General features: G+C 66.2%; 15 protein-coding genes. 7 read left to right on the forward strand and 8 right to left on the reverse strand.

What is annotated here, in order from left to right:
- Positions 1–244: 244 nt before the first annotated feature.
- Positions 245–5,221 (reverse strand): NAD-glutamate dehydrogenase, encoded by a 4,977-nt coding sequence (locus ACVOME_RS16340; protein ID WP_481505289.1) that lies wholly within the window; start codon positions 5,219–5,221, stop codon positions 245–247.
- A gap of 251 nt (positions 5,222–5,472) precedes the next feature.
- Here ACVOME_RS16340 and ACVOME_RS16345 point away from each other — a divergent pair, with 251 nt between their 5' ends.
- From ACVOME_RS16345 to ACVOME_RS16355, 3 genes are read left to right on the forward strand one after another with little or no spacing between them, the layout of a single operon-like run.
- Positions 5,473–6,129, forward strand: a complete 657-nt coding sequence (locus tag ACVOME_RS16345; RefSeq protein WP_053515419.1) for a TetR/AcrR family transcriptional regulator — start codon at positions 5,473–5,475, stop codon at positions 6,127–6,129.
- Entirely contained in the window at positions 6,129–7,388 is a 1,260-nt protein-coding gene (locus tag ACVOME_RS16350; protein WP_053515418.1) for an efflux RND transporter periplasmic adaptor subunit, read from the forward strand. Before ACVOME_RS16345 ends, ACVOME_RS16350 begins: the two co-directional genes overlap by 1 nt.
- A 15-nt stretch (positions 7,389–7,403) precedes the next feature.
- Entirely contained in the window at positions 7,404–10,577 is a 3,174-nt protein-coding gene (locus ACVOME_RS16355) for a multidrug efflux RND transporter permease subunit (RefSeq protein WP_053515416.1), read from the forward strand.
- Positions 10,578–10,657: 80 nt separating this feature from the next.
- Here ACVOME_RS16355 and ACVOME_RS16360 read toward each other — a convergent pair whose 3' ends face one another.
- Together ACVOME_RS16360 and ACVOME_RS16365 are read right to left on the reverse strand one after the other, a co-directional pair.
- Complete coding sequence (locus ACVOME_RS16360; RefSeq protein WP_053515414.1) at positions 10,658–10,945, reverse strand: hypothetical protein; 288 nt, start codon at positions 10,943–10,945, stop codon at positions 10,658–10,660.
- Between the two features lie 126 nt (positions 10,946–11,071).
- Positions 11,072–12,247 (reverse strand): acyl-CoA dehydrogenase family protein, encoded by a 1,176-nt coding sequence (locus ACVOME_RS16365; RefSeq protein ID WP_481505292.1) that lies wholly within the window; start codon positions 12,245–12,247, stop codon positions 11,072–11,074.
- A gap of 125 nt (positions 12,248–12,372) precedes the next feature.
- On the opposite strand from ACVOME_RS16365, the gene ACVOME_RS16370 reads away from it, so the two are divergent.
- The 3 genes from ACVOME_RS16370 to metH are packed head-to-tail and all read left to right on the forward strand — an operon-like array spanning position 12,373 to position 17,149.
- The gene (locus tag ACVOME_RS16370) at positions 12,373–13,302 is read left to right on the forward strand and encodes an ArsR/SmtB family transcription factor (RefSeq protein WP_053515410.1); all 930 of its coding nucleotides are present in this window, start codon (positions 12,373–12,375) and stop codon (positions 13,300–13,302) included.
- Between the two features lie 13 nt (positions 13,303–13,315).
- Positions 13,316–14,407 (forward strand): homocysteine S-methyltransferase family protein, encoded by a 1,092-nt coding sequence (locus ACVOME_RS16375; RefSeq protein WP_065176054.1) that lies wholly within the window; start codon positions 13,316–13,318, stop codon positions 14,405–14,407.
- Positions 14,408–14,464: 57 nt separating this feature from the next.
- Positions 14,465–17,149 (forward strand): methionine synthase, encoded by a 2,685-nt coding sequence (metH, locus tag ACVOME_RS16380; protein ID WP_481505290.1) that lies wholly within the window; start codon positions 14,465–14,467, stop codon positions 17,147–17,149.
- Between the two features lie 60 nt (positions 17,150–17,209).
- Here metH and ACVOME_RS16385 read toward each other — a convergent pair whose 3' ends face one another.
- The 5 genes from ACVOME_RS16385 to ACVOME_RS16405 all read right to left on the reverse strand — a co-directional run bounded on the left by ACVOME_RS16385 (position 17,210) and on the right by ACVOME_RS16405 (position 21,160).
- Positions 17,210–17,878 carry a DUF2058 domain-containing protein gene (locus ACVOME_RS16385; protein ID WP_053515404.1) on the reverse strand — a complete coding sequence of 223 codons (669 nt, stop codon included), beginning with the start codon at positions 17,876–17,878 and terminating at the stop codon, positions 17,210–17,212.
- 15 nt (positions 17,879–17,893) lie between these two features.
- Positions 17,894–18,133, reverse strand: coding sequence for a SlyX family protein (locus tag ACVOME_RS16390; RefSeq protein WP_053515402.1), 240 nt, complete (start codon positions 18,131–18,133; stop codon positions 17,894–17,896).
- A complete protein-coding gene (locus tag ACVOME_RS16395; protein WP_053515400.1) occupies positions 18,126–19,475 on the reverse strand; it encodes a UDP-glucose dehydrogenase family protein in 1,350 nt (449 codons plus the stop codon). The genes ACVOME_RS16390 and ACVOME_RS16395 overlap by 8 nt, the downstream gene beginning before the upstream one ends.
- Before the next feature lie 23 nt (positions 19,476–19,498).
- Positions 19,499–20,476 carry an FKBP-type peptidyl-prolyl cis-trans isomerase N-terminal domain-containing protein gene (locus ACVOME_RS16400; RefSeq protein ID WP_065182910.1) on the reverse strand — a complete coding sequence of 326 codons (978 nt, stop codon included), beginning with the start codon at positions 20,474–20,476 and terminating at the stop codon, positions 19,499–19,501.
- A gap of 96 nt (positions 20,477–20,572) precedes the next feature.
- On the reverse strand, positions 20,573–21,160 hold the full coding sequence (locus ACVOME_RS16405; RefSeq protein WP_481505291.1) for a glutathione peroxidase: 588 nt from the start codon (positions 21,158–21,160) through the stop codon (positions 20,573–20,575).
- Between the two features lie 365 nt (positions 21,161–21,525).
- Here ACVOME_RS16405 and ACVOME_RS16410 point away from each other — a divergent pair, with 365 nt between their 5' ends.
- A complete protein-coding gene (locus ACVOME_RS16410) occupies positions 21,526–21,771 on the forward strand; it encodes a hypothetical protein (protein ID WP_065176058.1) in 246 nt (81 codons plus the stop codon).

Here is a 21,771-nt window from a genome sequence, read left to right on the forward strand (position 1 = left end):
TCTGCAAGGCCATGATGCAAGCTGCGAAAGAACGTGCCGCAGTGTAGCCGGGCCCCCGGCGGACCCCGGGGGGGGGGGGGCACCCGATTTGGGGCCATAACACCAAGGGCGCCCCCCCCCCCCCCCCCCGGGGGGCGCGGGGCCCCCCCCCCGGCGAATCCTCAGTGGCCAGAAACAGAACGGCCCCGCTTTTGCGGGGCCGCTCCGTTTCACGCAGGCCGGGCGTGGCCCGGCACTACATCAGTCACGCACCGTGTGCGGCCAGCTGGCCCAGGCGCTGGACCGCGACCGAGACGGTCGGGTAGTCCAGGGTCTTCTGCTCGGCCAGTTCCGCCAGCATTGCCAGGGTGAAGCGCAGGCTGTTGTCATCGCGGCCCATCCATGCAGCCACCTTGGCCTCGGCACTGCCGCCCTTGGTGGCGAGTACCTGACCGGCCAGGTTGCGATGGTTGGCGGCCAGCTCGTCGCGCAGCACGCCGCGTGCCACCGCATGCCAACGGCCGTTGACTTCCAGTGCATCGACCTGCTCGAACAGCCACGGCAGCTGGAGGGCATCGCCCAGGCGGAAGTGCACCTTGGACACGTCCACCGGCTTCAGCTTGCGGGTACGGGCCAGTTCGATGATGTCGAACGCCGGTTCCAGGAAGTGCAGCTCGGACAGCTGCTGTGCCAGCGCGGACGGCAGGCCCTTCTCCTTCCACTCGGCCACCAGCGCCTCGTAGGTCGGACGCTGCGAGTCCGGCAGCACACCCGACGCGACACGGATGTCGTTGAACGGGCCCTGATAGCGGTTGACCGCTTCAGTGATGCCCGGCATCGCACCCGGACGCGACAGCAGCCAGCGCACGAACGAACGCTGCAGCTTCCAGATCACCTCCAGCGCGTCGATCTGCACCGACTCCGGCACCTTGCCGTCGAGGGCGTCGATCTGCGCCCACAGCGCGCGCGCATCCAGCGTCTCGCGGCTGATGGTGTAGGCCTTGGCGACCTCGGCGATGGAGCGGCCGGTGTCTTCCTGCATGCGCATCAGGAACGTTGCGCCCATGCGGTTGATGGTCTGGTTGGTCACCGCCGTGGCGATGATCTCGCGCTTCAGGCGGTGACGCTCCATCGCATCGGCGTACTTCTTCTGCAGCGGCGTGGGGAAGTAGCGCAGCAGCTCCTTGGAGAGGTACGGATCTTCCGGAATATCCGACTCCAGCAGCTGGTTGAACGCCACCAGCTTGGAGTAGGACAGCAGCACCGACAGCTCCGGACGGGTCAGGCCCTGGCCGCGCGCCTTGCGCTGGGACAGCTCGGCATCGGATGGCAGGAACTCGATCTGCCGATCCAGCAGCCCCTGCTGTTCCAGGGTGCGGATGAAGTGCTGCTTGGAACCCAGGCGCTTGACCGCCATCCGCTCCATGAGGCTCAGCGCCTGGTTCTGGCGATAGTTGTCGTTGAGCACCAGGTCGGCGACTTCATCGGTCATCGAGGCCAGCAGCTTGTTGCGCTGGTCGACCGTCAGCTTCTTCGCCCGCACCACATCATTGAGCAGGATCTTGATGTTGACTTCATGGTCCGACGTATCCACGCCGGCCGAGTTGTCGATGAAGTCCGTGTTGAGCAGCACGCCGGCCTGCGCGGCCTCGATACGGCCCAGCTGGGTCATGCCGAGGTTGCCGCCCTCGCCCACCACCTTGCAGCGCAGCTCGCCACCGTTCACGCGCAGTGCGTTGTTGGCACGGTCGCCGACATCGCTGTGCTGCTCGCTGGCGGCCTTCACGTAGGTGCCGATGCCGCCGTTCCACAGCAGGTCCACCGGTGCCTTCAGGATCGCGCTCATCAGGTCGTTCGGCGACAGCGCCTTGACGTTCTCGTCCAGGCCCAGCGCTTCACGCACCTGGGGGGTGATCTCGATCGACTTCAGGCTGCGCGGGTACACGCCGCCGCCCTTGCTGATCAGCTTGGCGTCGTAGTCTGCCCAGCTTGAACGCGGCACGGTGAACATGCGCTCGCGCTCGACGAACGAGGTCGCCGCGTCCGGGTTCGGGTCAAGGAAGATATGGCGGTGGTCGAATGCCGCGACGAGACGGATGTGGCGCGACAGCAGCATGCCGTTGCCGAACACATCGCCGGACATGTCGCCGACGCCGACCGCGGTGAAGTCCTGGCTCTGGCTGTCACGGCCAAGCGCACGGAAGTGGCGCTTGACCGACTCCCATGCACCGCGCGCGGTGATGCCCATGCCCTTGTGGTCGTACCCCACCGAACCACCGGAGGCGAACGCATCGCCCATCCAGAAGCCGTGCGCGATGGCCAGGCCGTTGGCGATATCGGAGAAGGTCGCCGTGCCCTTGTCGGCGGCCACCACCAGGTACGGATCGTCCATGTCGTGCCGCACGACATCCACCGGCGGCACGACTTTGTTGTTGACGATATTGTCGGTGATGTCCAGCAGGCCCTGGATGAACAGCTTGTAGCAGGCCACGCCGTTGGCGAAGATCGCGTCGCGGTCGCCGTTCACCGGCGGGGTCTTGGCGAAGAAGCCGCCCTTCGCACCGACCGGCACGATGACGGTGTTCTTGACCATCTGCGCCTTGACCAGACCCAGCACTTCGGTACGGAAGTCTTCGCGACGGTCCGACCAGCGCAGGCCGCCACGGGCCACCGCGCCGAAGCGCAGGTGGGTACCTTCCACGCGCGGACCGTAGACGAAGATCTCGCGGTACGGACGCGGCTTAGGCAGGTCCGGCACCAGCGCCGAGTCGAACTTGAAGCTGATCACATGGCCGTGCTGGCCATTGGCGTCGGTCTGGTAGTAGCTGGTACGCAGGGTGGCATCGATCACGCCCATGAACGAACGCAGGATGCGGTCTTCGTCCAGGCTCGACACGCGGTCCATCAGCTTCAGCAGCGCATCGCGCGCGGCCTGCATCTGCGCGTCGCGGTCACCCTTGCGGGCATCGACCACAGTCTTGAGCACCTTCAGGGTGGCCTCGTCGCCGGCGGCCAGCACATCGAAGTGGGCCTTCAGCTGGGTCTGGCCGGCCGCGATGTCGTCCTTGCTCTCGTGGCCGGTGGCCGGATCGAAGCGCGCTTCGAACAGTTCGACCAGCAGGCGCGCCAGCAGCGGATAGCGGGCGAACGTGCCTTCCACGTACGCCTGCGAGAACGGCACGCCGGTCTGCAGCAGATACTTGCAGTAGCCGCGCAGCATGGCGACCTGGCGCCAGTGCAGGCCGGCGGCCAGCACCAGGCGGTTGAAGCCATCGTTCTCGGCATCACCGTGCCAGACGCGGGCAAAGGTTTCGCCGAATGCTTCGTCGACGCTGGCGGCATCGATCGCACCGGCCGTCGATTCGACCTCGAAGTCCTGCACGTATACCGGGGCGTTGTCGACCGACAGGCGGTACGGACGCTCGGCGATCACGCGCAGGCCCATGTTCTCCATCATCGGCAGCGCGTCGGACAGCGGAATGTCGTCCAGCTGGCGGTACAGCTTCAGGCGCAGGCCATCGCCGCTTTCGCGCGGCACCGCCTGCAGGCTCAGGCGCAGATCGTCCGGACCGGTCAGCGCGTCGAGCTGGCTGACGTCGTTGGCGGCAACTGCGGTGCTGTTGTCTTCGATGTAGCCGGCCGGCAGTGCCTTGCCGATGCGGGCCGCGATGCGCAGGCCTTCGCTTTCGCCATGACGGGCCACCAGCGCTTCGCGCAGGTCGTCCTGCCAGTTGCGCAGCACCTGGGCGAGCTTGCGCTCCAGTTCGGCGGTATCCACGTCAAGCATCTCGCCGGGCTTCGGGCGCACGATCAGATGCACCTGCGCCAGCGGCGATTCACCCAGCACCACCGAGCTGTCGACGTACTCGCCATGCAGCGCTTCCTTCAGCATCGCCTCGATGCGCAGGCGCACGTCGGTGTTGAAGCGCTCGCGCGGCAGGTAGACCAGCGCGGAGATGAAGCGGCTGTACTTGTCACGGCGCAGGAACAGGCGGCTGCGCACGCGCTCCTGCAGGCCCAGAACGCCCATCGCGGTGCGGAACAGTTCGTCCTCGCTGGACTGGAACAGTTCTTCGCGCGGCAGGGTTTCCAGGATGTGGCGCAGGGCCTTGCCGCTGTGGCTGGACGCGGCCAGGCCGGACTGCTTCATCACGTATTCGTGGCGCTGGCGCACCAGCGGGATTTCCCACGGGCGGCGGTTGTAGGCACTGGAAGTGAACAGGCCGAGGAAGCGCTGCTCGCCGATGATCCTGCCCTTGGCGTCGAATTCCAGCACGCCGATGTAGTCCATGTAGCCGGCGCGGTGCACGCGGGAGCGCGCATTGGTCTTGGTCAGGATCAGCGCGTCCTTCAGCCCCGACGTGGCGTTGAGGCCCTGGGCGGCGAGCGTCTTGACCGGGCGTGCGGCGGACTTGTCCTTGCCGCGCATCAGGCCCAGGCCGGTCTCGTTCAGCGGCGCCAGCACGTCTTCCTTGCCCTGCTTCTCGACGCGGTACTCGCGGTAGCCGAAGAAGGTGAAGTGGTTGTCGGCGGCCCAGCGCAGGAACTCCTGCGCTTCCCTGCGCGAGGCATCGTCGACCGGCAGCGCACGGCTGCCCAGATCGTCGGCCAGTGCCAGTGCCTTGTCCTTCATCGGCTGCCAATCGCGCACGATCGCCCGCACTTCGTCCAGCGCCTTGCCGATGGCCTGCTCGATGGCGGCCATGGCATCGGCCGGCTGGCGGTCGATCTCCAGCAGCATCACCGATTCGGCCTCGCCCTCGCCGACCTTGACCAGCTTGCCGGCCTTGTCGCGGGTGAAGCGCAGCACCGGGTGGCCGAGCACGTGCACGCCCACGCCCTGTTCGGCCAGTGACATGGTCACGGTGTCGACCAGGAACGGCATGTCGTCGTTGATGATCTGCAGCACGGTGTGCGGCGATTCCCAACCGTTCGCCTTCACCGTCGGATTGAACACGCGCACGTTGGCCTTGCCGGCCTTGCGGGCACGGGCGAACTCCAGCGTCTCGGCCGCGAGCGCGGCCCACTCTTCAGCGCTGTGGTGCGGGAACTCGTCCGCCTCCATGCGCTTGTAGAAGTCAGCGGCAAACGCCACTGCTTCGGCCTGGGCGGCCGCCGGGTAACGCTTGCGCAAGGCCGTGTATACCGGCTCCAGGGAGAAACCAGCGGTCACTGCGACCTCCGACTCAGCTGGTTTGGTCTTGTTTTTCACGGTCTTGGCTGCGGTTTTTTGCGGTTTCATGGCAGAGCGATGCGCTTGCTCAGTTGGGAAAATGAAATTGTAGCCCTCCCGCGCGAAAAGGCCTTGCTGCAGGACGGAATAAGCAGATTCGGGTTTGCTGCGGTTTAGACGCCTATTCAGTTCGCCCAGGTACGGAGCGAGCGGGGGGCGGCCGCCTTGCCGACAGGATCGGCAAAGCGTGTTACCGGAAGACACACGCGGGAACGTCGTTTCGATTCCACAATCCTGAACTGGACGGTATAGTCCACCGCGTGAACCCGGCCTACTTCCCCGTTGCCCTCGATGCGCGCGATGAGCGCGTGTTCGATGCCGTGCGCGAACTGCTGGCCCGGCAGGGCATGCAGATGAGCATGGATGCGGTGGCCCAGCAGGCCGGCTGCTCCAAGCAGACCCTGTACTCGCGCTATGGCAGCAAGCAGGAACTGCTGCGGCGGGTGATGCAGCGGCATGTGGGACACGCGACGGGGGCAATGCTGCGTGCACTCCGCAGTGACGACCTGCGTGCCAGCCTGTTGCAGTTCGCCATCGACTTCCTGGAGCATTTCAACCAACCGCATGTCGGCCAGGCCTGCCGGCTGATCGCTGCAGATGCCGCCCAGTTCCCCGAAGAGGCCCGGGCGCTGTACCGGCATGGTGCTGGCGCGCTGACACTTCATCTTTCTGAATGGATTGAAACCGTTTGCAGGCGTGGCCTGCTCCGGCATGACGACCCGCACTTCATGGCCGAACTGCTGCTGAGCATGATCGCCGGTCAGGATTTCGACAAACAGCGCTTCCATACCCCCCATCGTGATGACGCGCTCCTGCGTCGGCGCTGGGCAGAGTTCTCCGTCGACAGCTTCCTGCGCGCGTTTGCGCCGCAACCGTCGCCGGCCCCGTCTACAAACCAACCCCGGAGTTCCTCCTGATGACCGCCCCACTCCGCACCCTTGCCTTGACGTGCGCCGTTGCTGTCGCGCTGGCTGCCTGCAAGAAACCGGAACAGCAGACACCCCCGCCGCCGGAGGTGGGCGTGATCGATGCGAAGCCGCAGACCCTGCCGCTGCAGCGCGAGCTGGTCGGCCGCCTGTCGCCGTTCCGCAGTGCCGATGTCCGCGCACGCGTGCCGGGCGTGCTGCTCAAGCGCGTCTACCAGGAAGGCTCCCAGGTCAAGCAGGGGCAGACCCTGTTCCTGATCGACCCGGCACCGCTGCGCGCCTCGCTGAACGCGTCCGAGGCCCAGCTGGCGTCGGCGCGCGCCACCTACGCCAACGCCAAGGTGGCGGCCGATCGTGCCCGCTCGCTGGCACCGCAGCAGTTCGTCTCCAAGTCCGACCTGGACAACGCCGAATCGGCCGAGCGCACTGCGCTGGCCGCGGTCAAGCAGGCCGAAGCGGCGGTGACCTCCTCGCGGATCAACCTGGGCTACGCCGAAGTGACCGCGCCGATCAGCGGCGTGGCCAACAAGCAGCAGGTGACCGAGGGCGCACTGGTCGGCCAGGGCGACGTGACCCTGCTGACCACCGTTGACCAGCTCGATCCGCTGTACGTCAACTTCTCGCTCAGCGTGGACGAGCTGACCCAGCTGCGCGCGCAGCAGGCCAAGGGCGCCCTGGCCCTGGCCGGCGACGGCAAGGCCACCGTCAACGTGAAGCTGGCCGATGGCAGCACCTACAGCGAGCCGGGAACCCTCGACTTCTCCTCGACTACGGTCGACCCGGCCACCGGCGCGGTGTCGCTGCGTGCGCTGCTGCCCAATCCGCAGCAGATCCTGCTGCCGGGAGCCTTCGTCAGCTTCCAGGCCAACCTCGGCGAGCGCAACAATGCCTACCTGGTGCCGCAGCAGGCGCTGCTGCGCGACACCACGGGCGGCTACGTGATGGTGGTCGGTGCCGATGGCAAGGTGGCGCGCAAGAACGTCAAGACCGAAGGCGCACAGGGCGGCAACTGGCTGGTCAGCGATGGCCTGGCCGCCGGCGACAAGGTGATCGTGGCCGGCGTGCAGAAGGTCAAGGAAGGCAGCCCGGCCGTCGCCAAGCCCTGGACCCCGGGGCAGGACGCCGCCGGCAAGCCCGCGGCCGGCGGTGCCGGCCCGGCCGCACCCGCCGCTGCCGCCGACAAGGCTCCGGCCCAGACCGACGCAGCCGACAAGGCCGCGCCGGCCGCCACCGACTCGAACAAGCAGTAACGGGAACCTTCCGTCATGCCTAAATTTTTCATCGAACATCCAGTCTTCGCCTGGGTGGTAGCGATCCTGATCTCGCTCAGCGGCGTGATCGCGATCCTCAACCTGGGCGTGGAGTCCTATCCCAACATCGCTCCGCCACAGGTGACCGTCTCGGCCACCTATCCGGGCGCCAGCGCGGACACCACCGAAAAATCGGTCACCCAGGTGATCGAGCAGCAGCTGACCGGTATCGATCACCTGCTGTACTTCAGCTCTTCGTCCTCGTCCAATGGCCGCGCGCAGATCACCCTCACCTTCGAGACCGGTACCGATCCGGACATCGCCCAGGTGCAGGTGCAGAACAAGGTGTCGCTGGCGACGCCACGACTGCCGTCGGAGGTGACCCAGCAGGGCGTGGTGGTGGCCAAGGCCAATGCCGGCTTCCTGATGGTCGTGGCCCTGCAGTCGGATACGGCGGCGATCAACCGTGACGCGCTGAACGACATCGTCGGTTCGCGCGTGCTCGACCAGGTCTCGCGCATTCCCGGCGTCGGCAGCACCCAGCAGTTCGGTTCCGAGTACGCCATGAACATCTGGCTGAACCCGGAGAAGATGCAGGGTTATGGTCTCTCGGCCAGTCAGGTCCTGGCTGCCGTACGTGCGCAGAACGTGCAGTTCGCCGCCGGTGCGCTGGGCTCGGACCCGTCGCCGGAAGGCCAGCACTTCACCGCCACCGTGTCGGCTGAGGGACGTTTCAGCTCGCCGCAGGAGTTCGAGAACATCATCCTGCGCGCCAATGCCGATGGCTCGCGCGTGCTGCTCAAGGACATCGCCCGCGTCGCCTTCGGTGCCAACAACTACGGCTTCGACACCCAGTACAACGGCAAGCCGACCGGTGCCTTCGCCATCCAGCTGCTGCCGGGCGCAAACGCCCTGAACGTGGCCGATGCGGTGCGCGCCAAGATGGACGAACTGCAGCCCAGCTTCCCGGCCGGCGTGACCTGGTTCTCGCCGTACGACAGCACGACCTTCGTCAAGATCTCGATCCAGGAAGTGGTCAAGACGCTGTTCGAAGCGGTGCTGCTGGTGTTCCTGGTGATGCTGATCTTCCTGCAGAACTTCCGCGCCACCCTGATCCCGACCCTGGTCATCCCGGTCGCCCTGCTGGGTACCTTCCTGGGCATGTGGATGATCGGATTCACGATCAACCAGCTGACCCTGTTCGCGATGGTGCTGGCGATCGGCATCGTGGTCGACGACGCCATCGTGGTGATCGAGAACGTCGAACGCATCATGAGCGAGGAAGGCCTGGCGCCGAAGCCGGCCACGCAGAAGGCGATGACCCAGATCACCGGCGCGGTGGTGGCGATCACCGTCGTGCTGGCAGCGGTGTTCATCCCGTCCGCACTGCAGGGCGGTGCCGCCGGCGAAATCTACAAGCAGTTCGCGCTGACCATCGCCATCTCGATGGCGTTCTCGGCCTTCCTGGCGCTGGGCTTCACCCCGGCGCTGTGCGCGACCTTCCTGAAGCCGACGCACAACGACAACCCGAACATCGTCTACCGCACCTTCAACAAGTACTACGACAAGATCAGCCACACCTACGTGGGCCACATCACCTCGGCGGTGCGCCATGCCCCGCGCTGGATGATCCTGTTCGTGGTACTGACCGCGCTGTGCGGCTTCCTGTTCACGCGCATGCCGGGCAGCTTCCTGCCGGAAGAAGACCAGGGCTATGCGCTGGCGATCGTGCAGCTGCCCCCGGGCTCGACCAAGGGCCAGACCAACGAGGTGTTCGCGCAGATGCGCGGCATTCTGGAAAAGCAGGATGGCTTTGAAGGCATGCTGCAGGTGGCCGGCTTCAGCTTCGTCGGTTCCGGCGAGAACGTGGGCATGGGCTTCATCCGCCTGAAGCCGTGGGAAGAGCGCGAGTTCACCGCGCCGGAGTTCATCCAGAACATGAACGGCGCGTTCTACGGCATCAAGGAAGCGCAGATCTTCGTGGTCAACCTGCCGACAGTGCAGGGCCTGGGCCAGTTCGGTGGCTTCGACATGTGGCTGCAGGACCGCAGTGGTGCCGGCTACGAGCAGCTGACGCAGGCCCGCAACATCCTGCTTGGCCAGGCGGCGCAGAAGCCTGAAGCACTGGTTGGCGTGCGTCCGAACGGCCTGGAGAACGCTCCGCAGCTGCAGCTGCACGTGGATCGCGTGCAGGCGCAGTCGATGGGCATGTCGGTGTCGGACGTGTACAGCACCATCCAGCTGATGCTGGCGCCGGTGTACGTCAACGACTTCTTCTACGAAGGCCGCATCAAGCGCGTGACCATGCAGGCCGATGGCCCGTACCGCACCGGCCAGGAGTCGCTGAAGAGCTTCTACAGCCCCTCCAGCCTGACCACCAACGCCGACGGCACCAACGCGATGATCCCGCTGAGCACCGTGGTCAAGTCCGAATGGGTGTCCGCATCGCCGTCACTGAGCCGCTACAACGGCTATTCGGCGATCAACATCGTCGGCTCGCAGGCGCCGGGCACCAGCTCGGGTGAGGCGATGCAGACCATGGAGAGCATCGTCAACAACGACCTGCCGGCCGGCTTCGGCTACGACTGGTCGGGCATGTCCTACCAGGAAATCCTGGCCGGCAACGCAGCGACGCTGCTGCTGGTGCTGTCCATCGTGGTGGTGTTCCTGTGCCTGGCGGCGCTGTATGAAAGCTGGTCGATCCCGGTGGCGGTGCTGCTGGTGGTGCCACTGGGCGTGCTCGGTGCCATCGGCCTGTCGATGATGCGTGGCCTGCCGAACGACCTGTTCTTCAAGATCGGCCTCATCACCGTTATCGGCCTGGCGGCGAAGAATGCGATCCTGATCGTGGAGTTCGCGGTGGAGCAGCGTGCGGCGGGCAAGAACCTGCGCGATGCCACCATCGAGGCGGCACGCCTGCGCTTCCGCCCGATCCTGATGACGTCCTTCGCGTTCATCATGGGCGTGATCCCGATGGCGATCTCCAGCGGCGCCGGCGCCAACTCCCGTCACGCCATCGGTACCGGCGTGATCGGCGGTATGCTGTTCGCCACCCTGCTCGGCCTGCTGATGATCCCGGTCTTCTTCGTGGTCGTGCGGCGCATGCTCGGCGACAAGCTGGACGAGCCGTCGAAGGAATTCCTCAGCCGCCAGCGTGAGGGCGAAGCAGCGCATCGTCCGGATCGCTGATCCACCCTGCGCTGCAACGAAAAGGCCCCGGAGCGATCCGGGGCCTTTTTTGTTTATCGCGGGGGGGATGCCAGAGCAGATCAGCGCAGCAGCGCGACCGCCACGCACACCGCCAGCAGAACCAGCGCGGCCCATTGCATGGGTACGAAGAAGAAGTGGTGGGGCGCAGTTTCCCCTTTCTGCCGGGGAGTACGGTTGAGCCACAAGCCCAGCAGCACGTTCACGGTTGCACCAATGCCTGCCCCCAGCAGCACCTGGGGCAGCGGGATGTTGCCCCGGGGGCCATCGTGCGGGAAGAGGTAAGCCAGCAGCAGGATCGCTGCGATCGGCGTCACCAGTGTCAGGATTCCCCAACCTCGATAGATCATCTCTGCAGAACCTGTAAAAAAGGCCCTGCATTGGAACAGATCGGCATCGCCCGACCAACAGGCCCGTGCATGCAGGGCATGGATCTACCGGCTGCGCCGCTGTTGCAGCGGCGCAGCCGTTTCGACTCAGCGCAGCCCGGTCTCGTTGCGGGCGATCACCAGGCGCTGGATCTCCGAGGTGCCCTCGTAGATCTCGGTGATCTTGGCATCGCGGAAGTAGCGCTCCAGCGGCATTTCCTTGGAGTAGCCCATGCCACCATGGATCTGCACGGCCTGGTGGGTGATCCACATCGCCGCTTCGGACGCCGTCAGCTTGGCGATGGCCGCTTCATTGCTGAAACGCTTGCCCTGGCCCTTCACCCATGCCGCGCGCAGCGTCAGCAGCAGGGCTGCGTCCAGCTTGCACTTCATGTCGGCGATCTTGGCCTGGGTCATCTGGAAAGTACCGATCGGCGCGCCAAACGCCTTGCGCTCCTTCACATACTCCAGCGTCGCTTCATAAGCGGCACGGGCGATGCCGATGGCCTGCGATGCGATGCCGATGCGCCCGGCATCGAGCACGCCCATGGCGATCTTGAAGCCCTCGCCCTCCTGGCCCAGCACCTCTTCCGGCTGGGCGACGTAATCGTTGAATTCGATCTCGCAGGTCGCCGAGGCACGGATGCCCAGCTTCGGCTCGGTCTTGCCACGGCCGAAGCCGGCCTTTTCGGTGTCGACCAGGAAAGCCGTGATGCCACGCGCGCCCTTGTCCGGCTCGCTCATCGCGAACAACACGATGTACCGGGCCACCGGGCCGGAGGTGATCCAGCTCTTCTTGCCATTGATGACGTAGGTGCCGTCGGCCTGCTTGACCGCGCGGCAACGCATGGCGGTCGCATCCGAACCGGACTGCGGCTCGGTCAGGGCGAATGCACCGATGGCCTCGCCCTCCGCGATGGCGCGCACGTACTTCTGCTTCTGCTCCTCGCTGCCGTGGGTCAGGATGCCGTTGCAGAACAGCGAATTGTTGACCGACATGATGGTCGAATGGGCCGCGTCGCCGGCGGCGACCTCCACCATCGCCAGCACATACGCGATCGGGTCCATGCCGGCACCGCCGTATTCGGTCGGTACCTCGATGCCCATCAGGCCGTTCTCGCCCAGCAGGCGGATGTTCTCCAGCGGGAACTCGCCGGTACGGTCATGGCGCTCCGCGCTCGGGGCGATCTTCTCCTGCGCGATGCGCCGCGCCACGTCCTGCAGCATCAACTGCTCTTCAGTAAAGCTGAAATCCACAACACCCTCCCGGGTACATGAGGTTATGGCCGCGCAGCGCGCGCCCAGGTGTGCCGATTGTACCGGGGCCCGGGGAGTTTCCATACGCCACCGACTTGACCACGGCGGCCGATCCAGCGAATATATCTCTATATCGCGATAGGTAGATATTCATGGATCTGGAAGACTGGTCAACCCGCCTGAAGGTGTTCGCCGATGCGACGCGGGTGCGCCTGCTGGCGCTGCTGGAGCAGGAAGAGCTGACCGTGGCCGAGCTTTCGGCGATCACCCGGCTGGCCCAGCCGCGCGTGTCCACTCACCTGGCGCGCCTGAAGGAAGCGGGCCTGGTCCGCGACCGCCGCGCCGGCGTGTCGGCCTACTACCGCTTCGACGAAGCGCAGCTGGATCCGGCGCAGCGCGCATTGTGGCATGCCTTGAGCAACGGAAGCGACGATCCACTGCTGCGACAGGACGCTGAACGGGTCGCCGCCGTGCTGGCCAGCCGCGCCGCGGACCAGAACTGGGCCGACAGCGTGGCCGGCGACATGGAACGTCACTATTCTCCGGGCCGCACCTGGGAGGCGCTGGCGCGTACCGCCCTGCCCCTGCTGGAAACCGGCGACGTGCTCGATATCGCGTCCGGCGACGGCGTGCTGGCCGAACTGGTGGCACCGCATGCCAAGCGCTACATCTGCATCGACACCAGCGCGCGCGTGGTGGCCGCTGCCAGTGAACGCCTGCGCCGCCTGCCCAATGTGGAAGTGCGCGAGGGTGACATGCATGCCCTGCCCTTCAAGGACCGCAGCTTCGACCTGGTGGTGCTGATGCACGCACTGACCTATGCCAGCAAGCCGGCGCAGGCCGTCACCGAAGCCGCGCGCGTGCTGCGCCCGGGCGGCCGCCTGCTGCTGTGCAGCCTGGCGCGCCACGAACACAAGGCAGCGGTGGAAGCCTATGGTCACGTCAACCTGGGCTTCAGCGACAAGGAACTGAAGAAGTTCGTCGACAAGGCCGGCCTGCAGGTTTCCAGCCTGGAGACGGTCACCCGCGAGAAGCGGCCGCCGCACTTCGAAGTGATCTCGCTGATCGCCAACAAGCCCTGAGTCCGGAATCATCATGCCCGTCCTGCCCTGGTTGCACCCCGAACGTGCCAATGCCCTGCTGGGCGCGCTGCGCGAGCGGATCCTGATCATCGACGGAGCGATGGGCACGATGATCCAGCGCCATGGCCTGCAGGAAGGCGACTACCGCGGTGAGCGTTTCGCCGATGGCTACGATCACCTGCACGGGCCGGGCTGCGACCACGCCGCGCCGCAGGGCCACGATCTGAAGGGCAACAACGACCTGTTGCTGCTCACCCGGCCGCAGGTCATCGCCGACATCCACACCGCCTACCTGGAAGCCGGCGCGGACCTGGTGGAAACCAATACCTTCAACGCCACCTCGGTCAGCCAGGCCGACTACCACCTCGAGCATCTGGTGTACGAACTGAACAAGGCCGGCGCCGCCGTGGCCCGCGCCTGCTGCGATGCCGTTGAAGCCACCACGCCCGGCAAGCCGCGCTTCGTGATCGGCGTGCTTGGCCCCACCAGCCGCACCGCATCGATCAGTCCCGACGTCAACGATCCGGGCTTCCGCAACACCAGTTTCGATGAGCTGCGCGACACCTACCGCGAAGCCATCGATGGCCTGATCGACGGCGGCGCGGACACCCTCATGGTCGAAACCATCTTCGACACGCTCAACGCCAAGGCGGCGCTGTATGCGGTGGAGGAAGCCTTCGATGCGCGCGGTGCGCGCCTGCCGGTGATGATCTCCGGCACGATCACCGATGCCTCCGGCCGCACCCTGTCCGGCCAGACCGCCGAAGCCTTCCACGCCTCGCTGGCACACGCGCGGCCCCTGTCGATCGGCCTGAACTGCGCGCTGGGTGCCGATGCGATGCGCCCGCATGTCGAAACGCTGTCGCAGGTTGCCGACTGCCATGTCAGCGCGCATCCCAATGCCGGCCTGCCCAATGCCTTCGGCGAGTATGACGAGACCCCCGAAGAAATGGCGGCGACCCTGCGCGGTTTCGCCCGCGATGGCCTGCTCAACCTGGTCGGCGGCTGCTGCGGGTCCACCCCCGACCACATCCGTGCCATCGCCCAGGCGGTGGCCGGCCTGCCACCGCGTGTCCTGCCGGACCGCCAGGACCAGGCGGCATGAACGTCGCCGCCACCGTTCCGCACTTCCCGCCCTGCCGTTGCTGAGCCACTGCCTGCCATGACGCCTGTCCGCCCCACCCGCCTGTCCGGCCTGGAACCGCTGGTCATCACCCCGGACCTGCTGTTCGTCAACGTCGGCGAGCGCACCAACGTCACCGGCAGCGCGCAGTTCCGCAAGCTGATCAAGGAAGGCCGCTACGAGGAGGCCGTGGACGTGGCCCGGCAACAAGTGGCCAGTGGCGCGCAGATCCTCGACGTCAACATGGACGAGGGCCTGATCGACTCCGAGGCGGCGATGACCCGCTACCTCAACCTGATCATGTCCGAGCCCGACATCGCCCGCATTCCGGTGATGGTCGACTCGTCCAAATGGAGCGTGATCGAAGCCGGCCTGAAATGCCTGCAGGGCAAGAGCGTGGTCAATTCGATCTCGCTGAAGGAAGGCGAGGCCCTGTTCCGCGAACACGCGCGCAAGGTGCTGCGTTACGGCGCGGCAGCGGTGGTGATGGCGTTCGACGAAAGCGGCCAGGCCGACACCTGTGCGCGCAAGGTCGAGATCTGTACGCGCGCCTACCGCATTCTGGTCGATGAGATCGGCTTCCCGCCACAGGACATCATCTTCGACCCGAACATCTTCGCTGTCGCCACCGGCATCGAGGAGCACGACAACTACGCGGTGGACTTCATCGAAGCCACGCGCATCATCAAGCAGACCCTGCCGCACTGCCACGTCTCCGGCGGCGTTTCCAACGTGTCGTTCTCGTTCCGTGGCAACGAAACGGTGCGCCAGGCGATCCATTCGGTCTTCCTGTACCACGCCATCGCCGCCGGCATGGACATGGGCATCGTCAACGCCGGTGCCATGCCGATCTATGACGAACTGGAGCCGGACCTGCGCGAGCGCGTGGAGGACGTGATCCTCAACCGCCGCCCCGACGCCACCGAGCGCCTGCTGGAGATTGCCGAACGCTACAAGGGCAGCAAGGGCAAGGTGAAAAGCGAAGACATGGCCTGGCGCGCCAAGCCGGTCGAGCAGCGTCTGGCCCACGCCCTGGTGCACGGGCTGGATGCGTTCGTGGAAGAGGACACCGAACTGGCACGGCAGGCCTCCAGCCGTCCACTGGACGTGATCGAAGGGCCGTTGATGGATGGCATGAACGTCGTCGGCGACCTGTTCGGTGCCGGCAAGATGTTCCTGCCGCAGGTGGTGAAGTCGGCCCGCGTGATGAAAAAGGCGGTGGCCTACCTGCTGCCCTATATCGAGGCGGAGAAGGCCCGCAGCGGTGACACCGCCAAGAGCAACGGCCGCATCATCATGGCCACCGTGAAAGGCGATGTGCACGACATCGGCAAGAACATCGTCGGCGTGGTCCTTGCCTGCAACAACTTCGAGGTGGTCGATCTGGGCGTGATGGTGCCGGCGCAGAAGATTCTCGATGCGGCCCGCGAGCACAAGGCCGACCTGATCGGCCTGTCCGGGCTGATCACGCCGTCACTGGAGGAAATGAGCCATGTCGCCCGCGAGATGCAGCGCCAGGGATTCGACCTGCCATTGCTGATCGGCGGTGCCACCACCTCGCGCGCGCACACGGCGTTGAAGATCGACCCGCACTACCATGCCCCTACGGTGTGGGTGAAAGATGCCTCGCGCGCGGTGGGCGTGGCCCAGTCGCTGATCTCGCGCGACCTGCGCGCGGGCTTCGTTGCTGCCAATGAAGCCGACTACGCCGAGATCCGCGCCCGTCACCGCAACCGTGGCGATGCCAAGCGGCTGGTCTCGCTGGAGCACGCGCGCGGCCAGAAATTCCAGGGCGGCTGGGACAGTTATGTGCCCCCGGTTCCGAACCAGCCCGGCCTGCATGTGTTCGATGACTATCCCCTGTCGGAACTGGTCGATTACATCGACTGGACGCCGTTCTTCCAGGCCTGGGAACTGGCTGGCAAGTTTCCGGCCATCCTCACTGACGAGATCGTCGGCACCCAGGCCAGCGAGCTGTACCGCGACGCCCGGGCGATGCTGGCGCGCATCGTCGCGGAGAAGTGGCTGACCGCCAAGGCAGTGTTCGGCCTGTGGCCGGCCAACAGTGTCGGTGACGATGTCCGCGTGCAGCACCCACAGGGCGAGACCACCCTGCACTTCCTGCGCCAGCAGGTCGACAAGCCGGCCGAGCGCCCCGACTTCTGCCTGGCCGATTTCATCGCACCGGCCGACAGCGGGCGACAGGACTGGATCGGTGCGTTCGCGGTCACCGCCGGTATCGGCATCGATGCCCATGTCGCGCGCTTTGAAGCCGAGCACGACGATTACAACGCGATCCTGCTCAAGGCCCTGGCCGACCGCTTCGCCGAAGCACTGGCCGAACGCCTGCACCAGCGGGTGCGCACCGAGTTCTGGGGCTATGACCGCACCGAAGCGCTGGACAACGATGCGCTGATCGACGAGAAGTATCGCGGCATCCGGCCCGCCCCCGGCTATCCAGCGTGCCCGGAGCACAGCGAGAAGCGCCGCCTGTTCGATCTGCTGCAGGCGGAAGCCAACGCGGGCATGACGCTGACCGAGAGCTTCGCGATGCTGCCCACCGCGGCCGTCTCCGGCTACTACTTCAGCCATCCACAGAGCCAGTACTTCGTGGTCGGCCGCCTCAGCCGCGAACAGGTGGGCGACTACGCGCGGCGCAAGGGCGTGGATCGCGCCCAGGCCGAGCGCTGGCTCGCATCCAACCTCGACTACGATCCCGAATAGACCGCGCAGAAACAGCAACGCCGGGCATTGCCCGGCGTTTCCGATCACTGCGGTGCAGGCTTACCAGACCAGGTCATCCGGCACCTGGTACTGCGGATCGGCGTAGGGATCGTCCTCGGCCGGGGCATCCGGATCGACCTTCAGCGCCACCGAGGCCGCGAACACGGCTTCGGCCTGGTTCAGCACCTCGGCGGTGACCAGCAGATAGCGGCCATTGAGCTGCACCACGCCCAGCTCGCCGGCATTGAGCGCGGTCAGCTGTGCCGCGGTGACATAGATCCGCTTGATCTTGCCGCCATACGGGAAGTGCCGCGCGATGTCGGCCGCCTCGTCATTCAGGCCCTTGTCCTTCAGCAGTTCTTCCAGCTTCGCCTTCGCCTCGCGGCGCTGGCGCGCTTCCTCCTGCTTCAGGCGCTCGGCTTCGATGCGCTCTTCCTTCTCCTTCTGGGCACGGATGGCATAGGCCTTGGCCAGATCCATCTCCTCGGCACTGCGCGGCCTGCGCGGGCCCTGTCCACGGTGCTGCCCCGGCTTGCCCGGCGCACCACCGGGACCGCGACGCTCACCGGGCGTGTGCTCGCCCTTGCCTGCGCCCTGTGGCTTTCCATTGCCGTTGCCGCCCTTGCCCTGCGGGCGGCCATCACGGCGGGGGCCATCATTCTTGCGCTCGGGCTTGGGCGCGGGCTTGAAGCCCAGGCCCAGCAACTGGTCGCGGAGGGTATCGCTCATAGATAAGGGTATGGATCAGTAGTGCGGCGGCGGCGGTTCGCTCGCCGGATCGGAGGAATTCAGTGCGTTGCGGACCTTGCCCAGGTCTTCCAGCAGCACGCGCAGCACATCGGCGTTGCGGGTGCCCTGCATCCGGGCATCGGCCAGTGCGTCGCTCAGTTCGGCCAGCGCGTGTTCCTGGAAGGACACACGCATCTCCAGCTCGACCAGGCGCGCTTCCAGCGCCTGCTCGCGTTCGGTCGGCAGCTCAGACATGCAGTGAACGCCCCCGGCCGATGCCGTAGTACGCCAGGCCCGCCGCTTCGACCTCGGCGGGGTCGTACAGGTTGCGGCCGTCGAACACGACCGCGTCCTTCAGCCGTTCGCGCAGCATCGAAAAATCAGGGCTGCGGAACTGCTTCCATTCGGTCACCACGATCAACGCATCGGCGCCCTGCAGCGCGTCATCGGCGCTGTCACAGAACACCAGATCATCGCGCTCACCGAAGATGCGCTGCGCTTCGTGCATGGCTTCGGGGTCGAACGCACGTACGGTCGCCCCACCCTCCCACAGCTGCGCCAGCAGGCGGCGGCTGGAGGCCTCGCGCATGTCGTCGGTATTCGGCTTGAAGGCCAGCCCCCACACGGCGAACGTCCTGCCGCGCACGCCCTCGTCCTCGCCCTTGTCGTAGTGGCGCTGGACCAGGGCGAACAGGTGGCCCTTCTGCGCATCGTTGACCGCTTCCACCGCGTTCAGCAGCTTCGGCTCCAGGCCGCTCTGCTGGGCGGTGCGGGCCAGCGCCTGCACATCCTTGGGGAAACACGAGCCACCGTAACCGGCGCCCGGATAGATGAAATGCCAGCCGATGCGCGGGTCCGAGCCGATCCCCTGGCGGACCTGCTCGACGTCGGCGCCGACACGCTCGGCAATGTTGGCAATCTCGTTCATGAACGAAATCTTGGTCGCCAGCATCGCGTTGGCGGCGTACTTGGTCAGCTCGGCCGAGCGTACGTCCATCTCCACCACGCGGTCGTGGTTGCGGTTGAACGGTGCATACAGGCGACGCATCACCGCCACCGACTCGTCGCTGGTGGCACCGATGATGATGCGGTCCGGTCGCATGCAGTCGGCGACCGCGTCGCCTTCCTTCAGGAACTCCGGGTTGGAGACCACATCGAAGGCGATGTCGGCGCCGCGCGCCGCGAGTTCGTCGGTGATCGCTGCACGGACCTTGTCGGCGGTGCCGACCGGCACCGTCGACTTGTTGACCACCACGGTCGGCACGCTCATGTGCCGGCCGATGGTGCGGGCCACGGCCAGCACGTACTGCAGGTCGGCGCTGCCATCCTCGTCCGGCGGCGTCCCCACGGCGATGAACACCACCTGGCCATGCGCGATCGCCGCGGCCGCATCAGTGGTGAACGCCAGCCGCGCCGCAGCGTGGTTGGCCTTCACCATCGGCTCCAGGCCCGGCTCATAGATCGGGATGATGCCCTGGTTCAGGCCATCGACCTTGCCCTGGTCGATATCGACGCAGATCACCTGGTGGCCGACATCGGCCAGGCAGGTGCCCGTCACCAGGCCGACGTAACCGGTACCGAAAATCGCAACGCGCATGTCCGTGCAGGCTCCGTGGTGGCTTACGGCAGGACGCCCAGCAGTTCGACGTCGAAGGTCAGCGTGGCGTTCGGACCGATCGGGCCGCCCGGGGTGCCGTTCTCACCGTAGGCCAGCTCGCCCGGGATCCAGAAGCGGTACTTGGAGCCGACCGGCATCAGCGCGACGCCTTCAGTCCAGCCCTTGATCACCTGGTCCAGGCCGAACTCGGCCGGGCCACGGCTGGCGGAGCTGTCAAAGACGGTGCCGTCGAGCAGCTTGCCTTCGTAGTTCACGCGCACCTTGCTGGTCGGCAGCGGACGCTCGCCGCTGCCCGGGCGGATCACCTGGTACTGCAGCCCCGAGGCCGTGGTCACCACGCCCGGCTGGGTCTTGTTCTTGGCCAGGAATGCATTGCCTTCCTGACGGTTGGTCTGTGCAGCCTGGGCGGCCTTGGCCTGCATTTCGGCCTGCTTGGTGCCCATGAACGCCTGGATGGTGGCCGTGGCGTCAGCCTCGGTCATCTTCGGCTGGCCCTTGCTCAGACCAGTGCTGATTGCGTCAAACAGCGACGCAACGTCAATGTCGTCCTTCAGCTGTGCCAGCGACGGACCCACCGAGTAGGAACCGATCATCTGTGCGACCTTCACCCGATCGACCTTCGGCGGCTGCGAGCCCGGCGCAACGCCCGGCACCTGCTGGCCGCTGCGGGCCATCACGACCTGGCGCAGGGCGGCATCGGTGGCCTTGGCCTGCTCCTGGGTGATCTGCGGCTGCAGGCCTTCGAACGAACGCTCCACGGCCGTGCGCAGGGCAGCGACGTCGATTTCATCGGCGATCGGGGTGAACGACTTGGCGACATCCAGGCCGATGGCGTAACCGAGCTTCTGCTTGGGGGAATTCAAGGTTGCGGTCTCCTTGGCGGCTGCGGGGGCCGCCGGTTGTTGCGACAGAGCGACACCCGAAGTGCCCATCGCCAGAATCAGAACCGACGCCGCTGCGCCGCGCATTCCCATCTTCATTCGCTGCATTCCTGGAAGTGACTGGGCGCCGACGTCGGCGCGAAAAGAAGCATTGTCGCACGCATGCCGTCGATGTCGAGGCATCCGTGCCGGATATCAACGCGTGGCGGCGGGCGCGGCCAGTGCCTTGTCGATGGCCGCGATCAGCTGCGGATCATCCGGCGTGACCTTGCTGGCGAACTGGGCGATGACCCTGCCGTCGCGGCCGACCAGGTACTTGTGGAAGTTCCAGCCCGGCGCCACGCCGGTTGCCGCGGTCAGGCGCTGGTACAGCGGGGTGGCCTGCGCGCCGACCACGTGGACCTTCTCGAACATCGGGAACTTCACGCCATAGGTCAGCGTGCAGAATTCCTGGATCTGCGCTTCGTCACCGGGTTCCTGGCCCTTGAAATCGTTGGACGGGAAGCCGAGGACCGCGAACCCGCGGCGTGCATAGCGCTGCTGCAGCGCTTCCAGGCCTTCGTACTGCGGCGTGTACCCGCACTTGCTGGCGGTATTGACCACCAGCAGCACCTGGCCGTGATAGCGCTGCTGCAGGTTGATCTGCTGCTTGCCGGCCAGGGGCCGGTAGTCCACATCCAGCAGATCGGCGGCCAGGGTGAGGCCGGGAAGGGCCAGCCCGGCCAGCAGGGTCAGCAGGGAAAGACCGCGCAGGCGGCGCGGGAAGACGGTCGGCAGGGGCATCGGAGCGGTCCGCGGTGGCCATTCACAGGGCCCGGCCGGTGGCGGCCGGGAATCGGCCGAACTATAGCACCGGCCCCGGGGGCACCCGGCCGCGCGACCGCCCCGGCGCTTTGCGCGGATTGGCGGCAACGCAGCCGGGGCCAGAAGCTGGCCGGTGCTTGACATAGCATGGACGCAGCTGAATGGAAGCGACGCGACGGCCTGCGCCCGCCGGGCATCATTCCGCATTCAAATCAATGGCTTGCAGAATTGCGTCTGTGCCATGACACCCCCTGCCATCAGTTGGGTCATGTCGGGGGTTGCACGTCGGCGTGCCGGTGTTATAGTTGCATACAACACCAGTCACCTGAGACAGGGGGTATGCCATGAACACCCGGATGCATCGCAACGTCACCGCTCCCGCGATCACCGCCGTTTCGACCCTGCTGGTGATGGCGTGGCTGGCCTCGCCACGCGCGCCCACCGCCCCCTCTCTGTCCGATACCCCGCAGGACGCGCCCACTCCCACGGCCGGGACGCCGGAAGCTTCACCCTCCCCCCCGCGTCGGCTGCACAGCTCCCTGTCCATGCCGTATTTCTCGTTCGCACAGCCGCTGACCCCACGGAGCTGA

Source organism: Stenotrophomonas sp. STEN008 (assembly GCF_056760435.1).

What these genes read in the sequence shown, in the direction of transcription:
- ACVOME_RS16410 (WP_065176058.1), top strand. Translation starts at nt 21,526, where the DNA reads ATGAACACCCGGATGCATCGCAACGTCACCGCTCCCGCGATCACCGCC.
- ACVOME_RS16395 (WP_053515400.1), bottom strand. Translation starts at nt 19,475, where the DNA reads ATGCGCGTTGCGATTTTCGGTACCGGTTACGTCGGCCTGGTGACGGGC.
- ACVOME_RS16390 (WP_053515402.1), bottom strand. Translation starts at nt 18,133, where the DNA reads ATGTCTGAGCTGCCGACCGAACGCGAGCAGGCGCTGGAAGCGCGCCTG.
- ACVOME_RS16350 (WP_053515418.1), top strand. Translation starts at nt 6,129, where the DNA reads ATGACCGCCCCACTCCGCACCCTTGCCTTGACGTGCGCCGTTGCTGTC.
- ACVOME_RS16385 (WP_053515404.1), bottom strand. Translation starts at nt 17,878, where the DNA reads ATGAGCGATACCCTCCGCGACCAGTTGCTGGGCCTGGGCTTCAAGCCC.
- ACVOME_RS16355 (WP_053515416.1), top strand. Translation starts at nt 7,404, where the DNA reads ATGCCTAAATTTTTCATCGAACATCCAGTCTTCGCCTGGGTGGTAGCG.
- ACVOME_RS16370 (WP_053515410.1), top strand. Translation starts at nt 12,373, where the DNA reads ATGGATCTGGAAGACTGGTCAACCCGCCTGAAGGTGTTCGCCGATGCG.
- ACVOME_RS16375 (WP_065176054.1), top strand. Translation starts at nt 13,316, where the DNA reads ATGCCCGTCCTGCCCTGGTTGCACCCCGAACGTGCCAATGCCCTGCTG.
- ACVOME_RS16340 (WP_481505289.1), bottom strand. Translation starts at nt 5,221, where the DNA reads ATGAAACCGCAAAAAACCGCAGCCAAGACCGTGAAAAACAAGACCAAA.
- ACVOME_RS16400 (WP_065182910.1), bottom strand. Translation starts at nt 20,476, where the DNA reads ATGAAGATGGGAATGCGCGGCGCAGCGGCGTCGGTTCTGATTCTGGCG.
- ACVOME_RS16360 (WP_053515414.1), bottom strand. Translation starts at nt 10,945, where the DNA reads ATGATCTATCGAGGTTGGGGAATCCTGACACTGGTGACGCCGATCGCA.
- ACVOME_RS16405 (WP_481505291.1), bottom strand. Translation starts at nt 21,160, where the DNA reads ATGCCCCTGCCGACCGTCTTCCCGCGCCGCCTGCGCGGTCTTTCCCTG.
- metH (WP_481505290.1), top strand. Translation starts at nt 14,465, where the DNA reads ATGACGCCTGTCCGCCCCACCCGCCTGTCCGGCCTGGAACCGCTGGTC.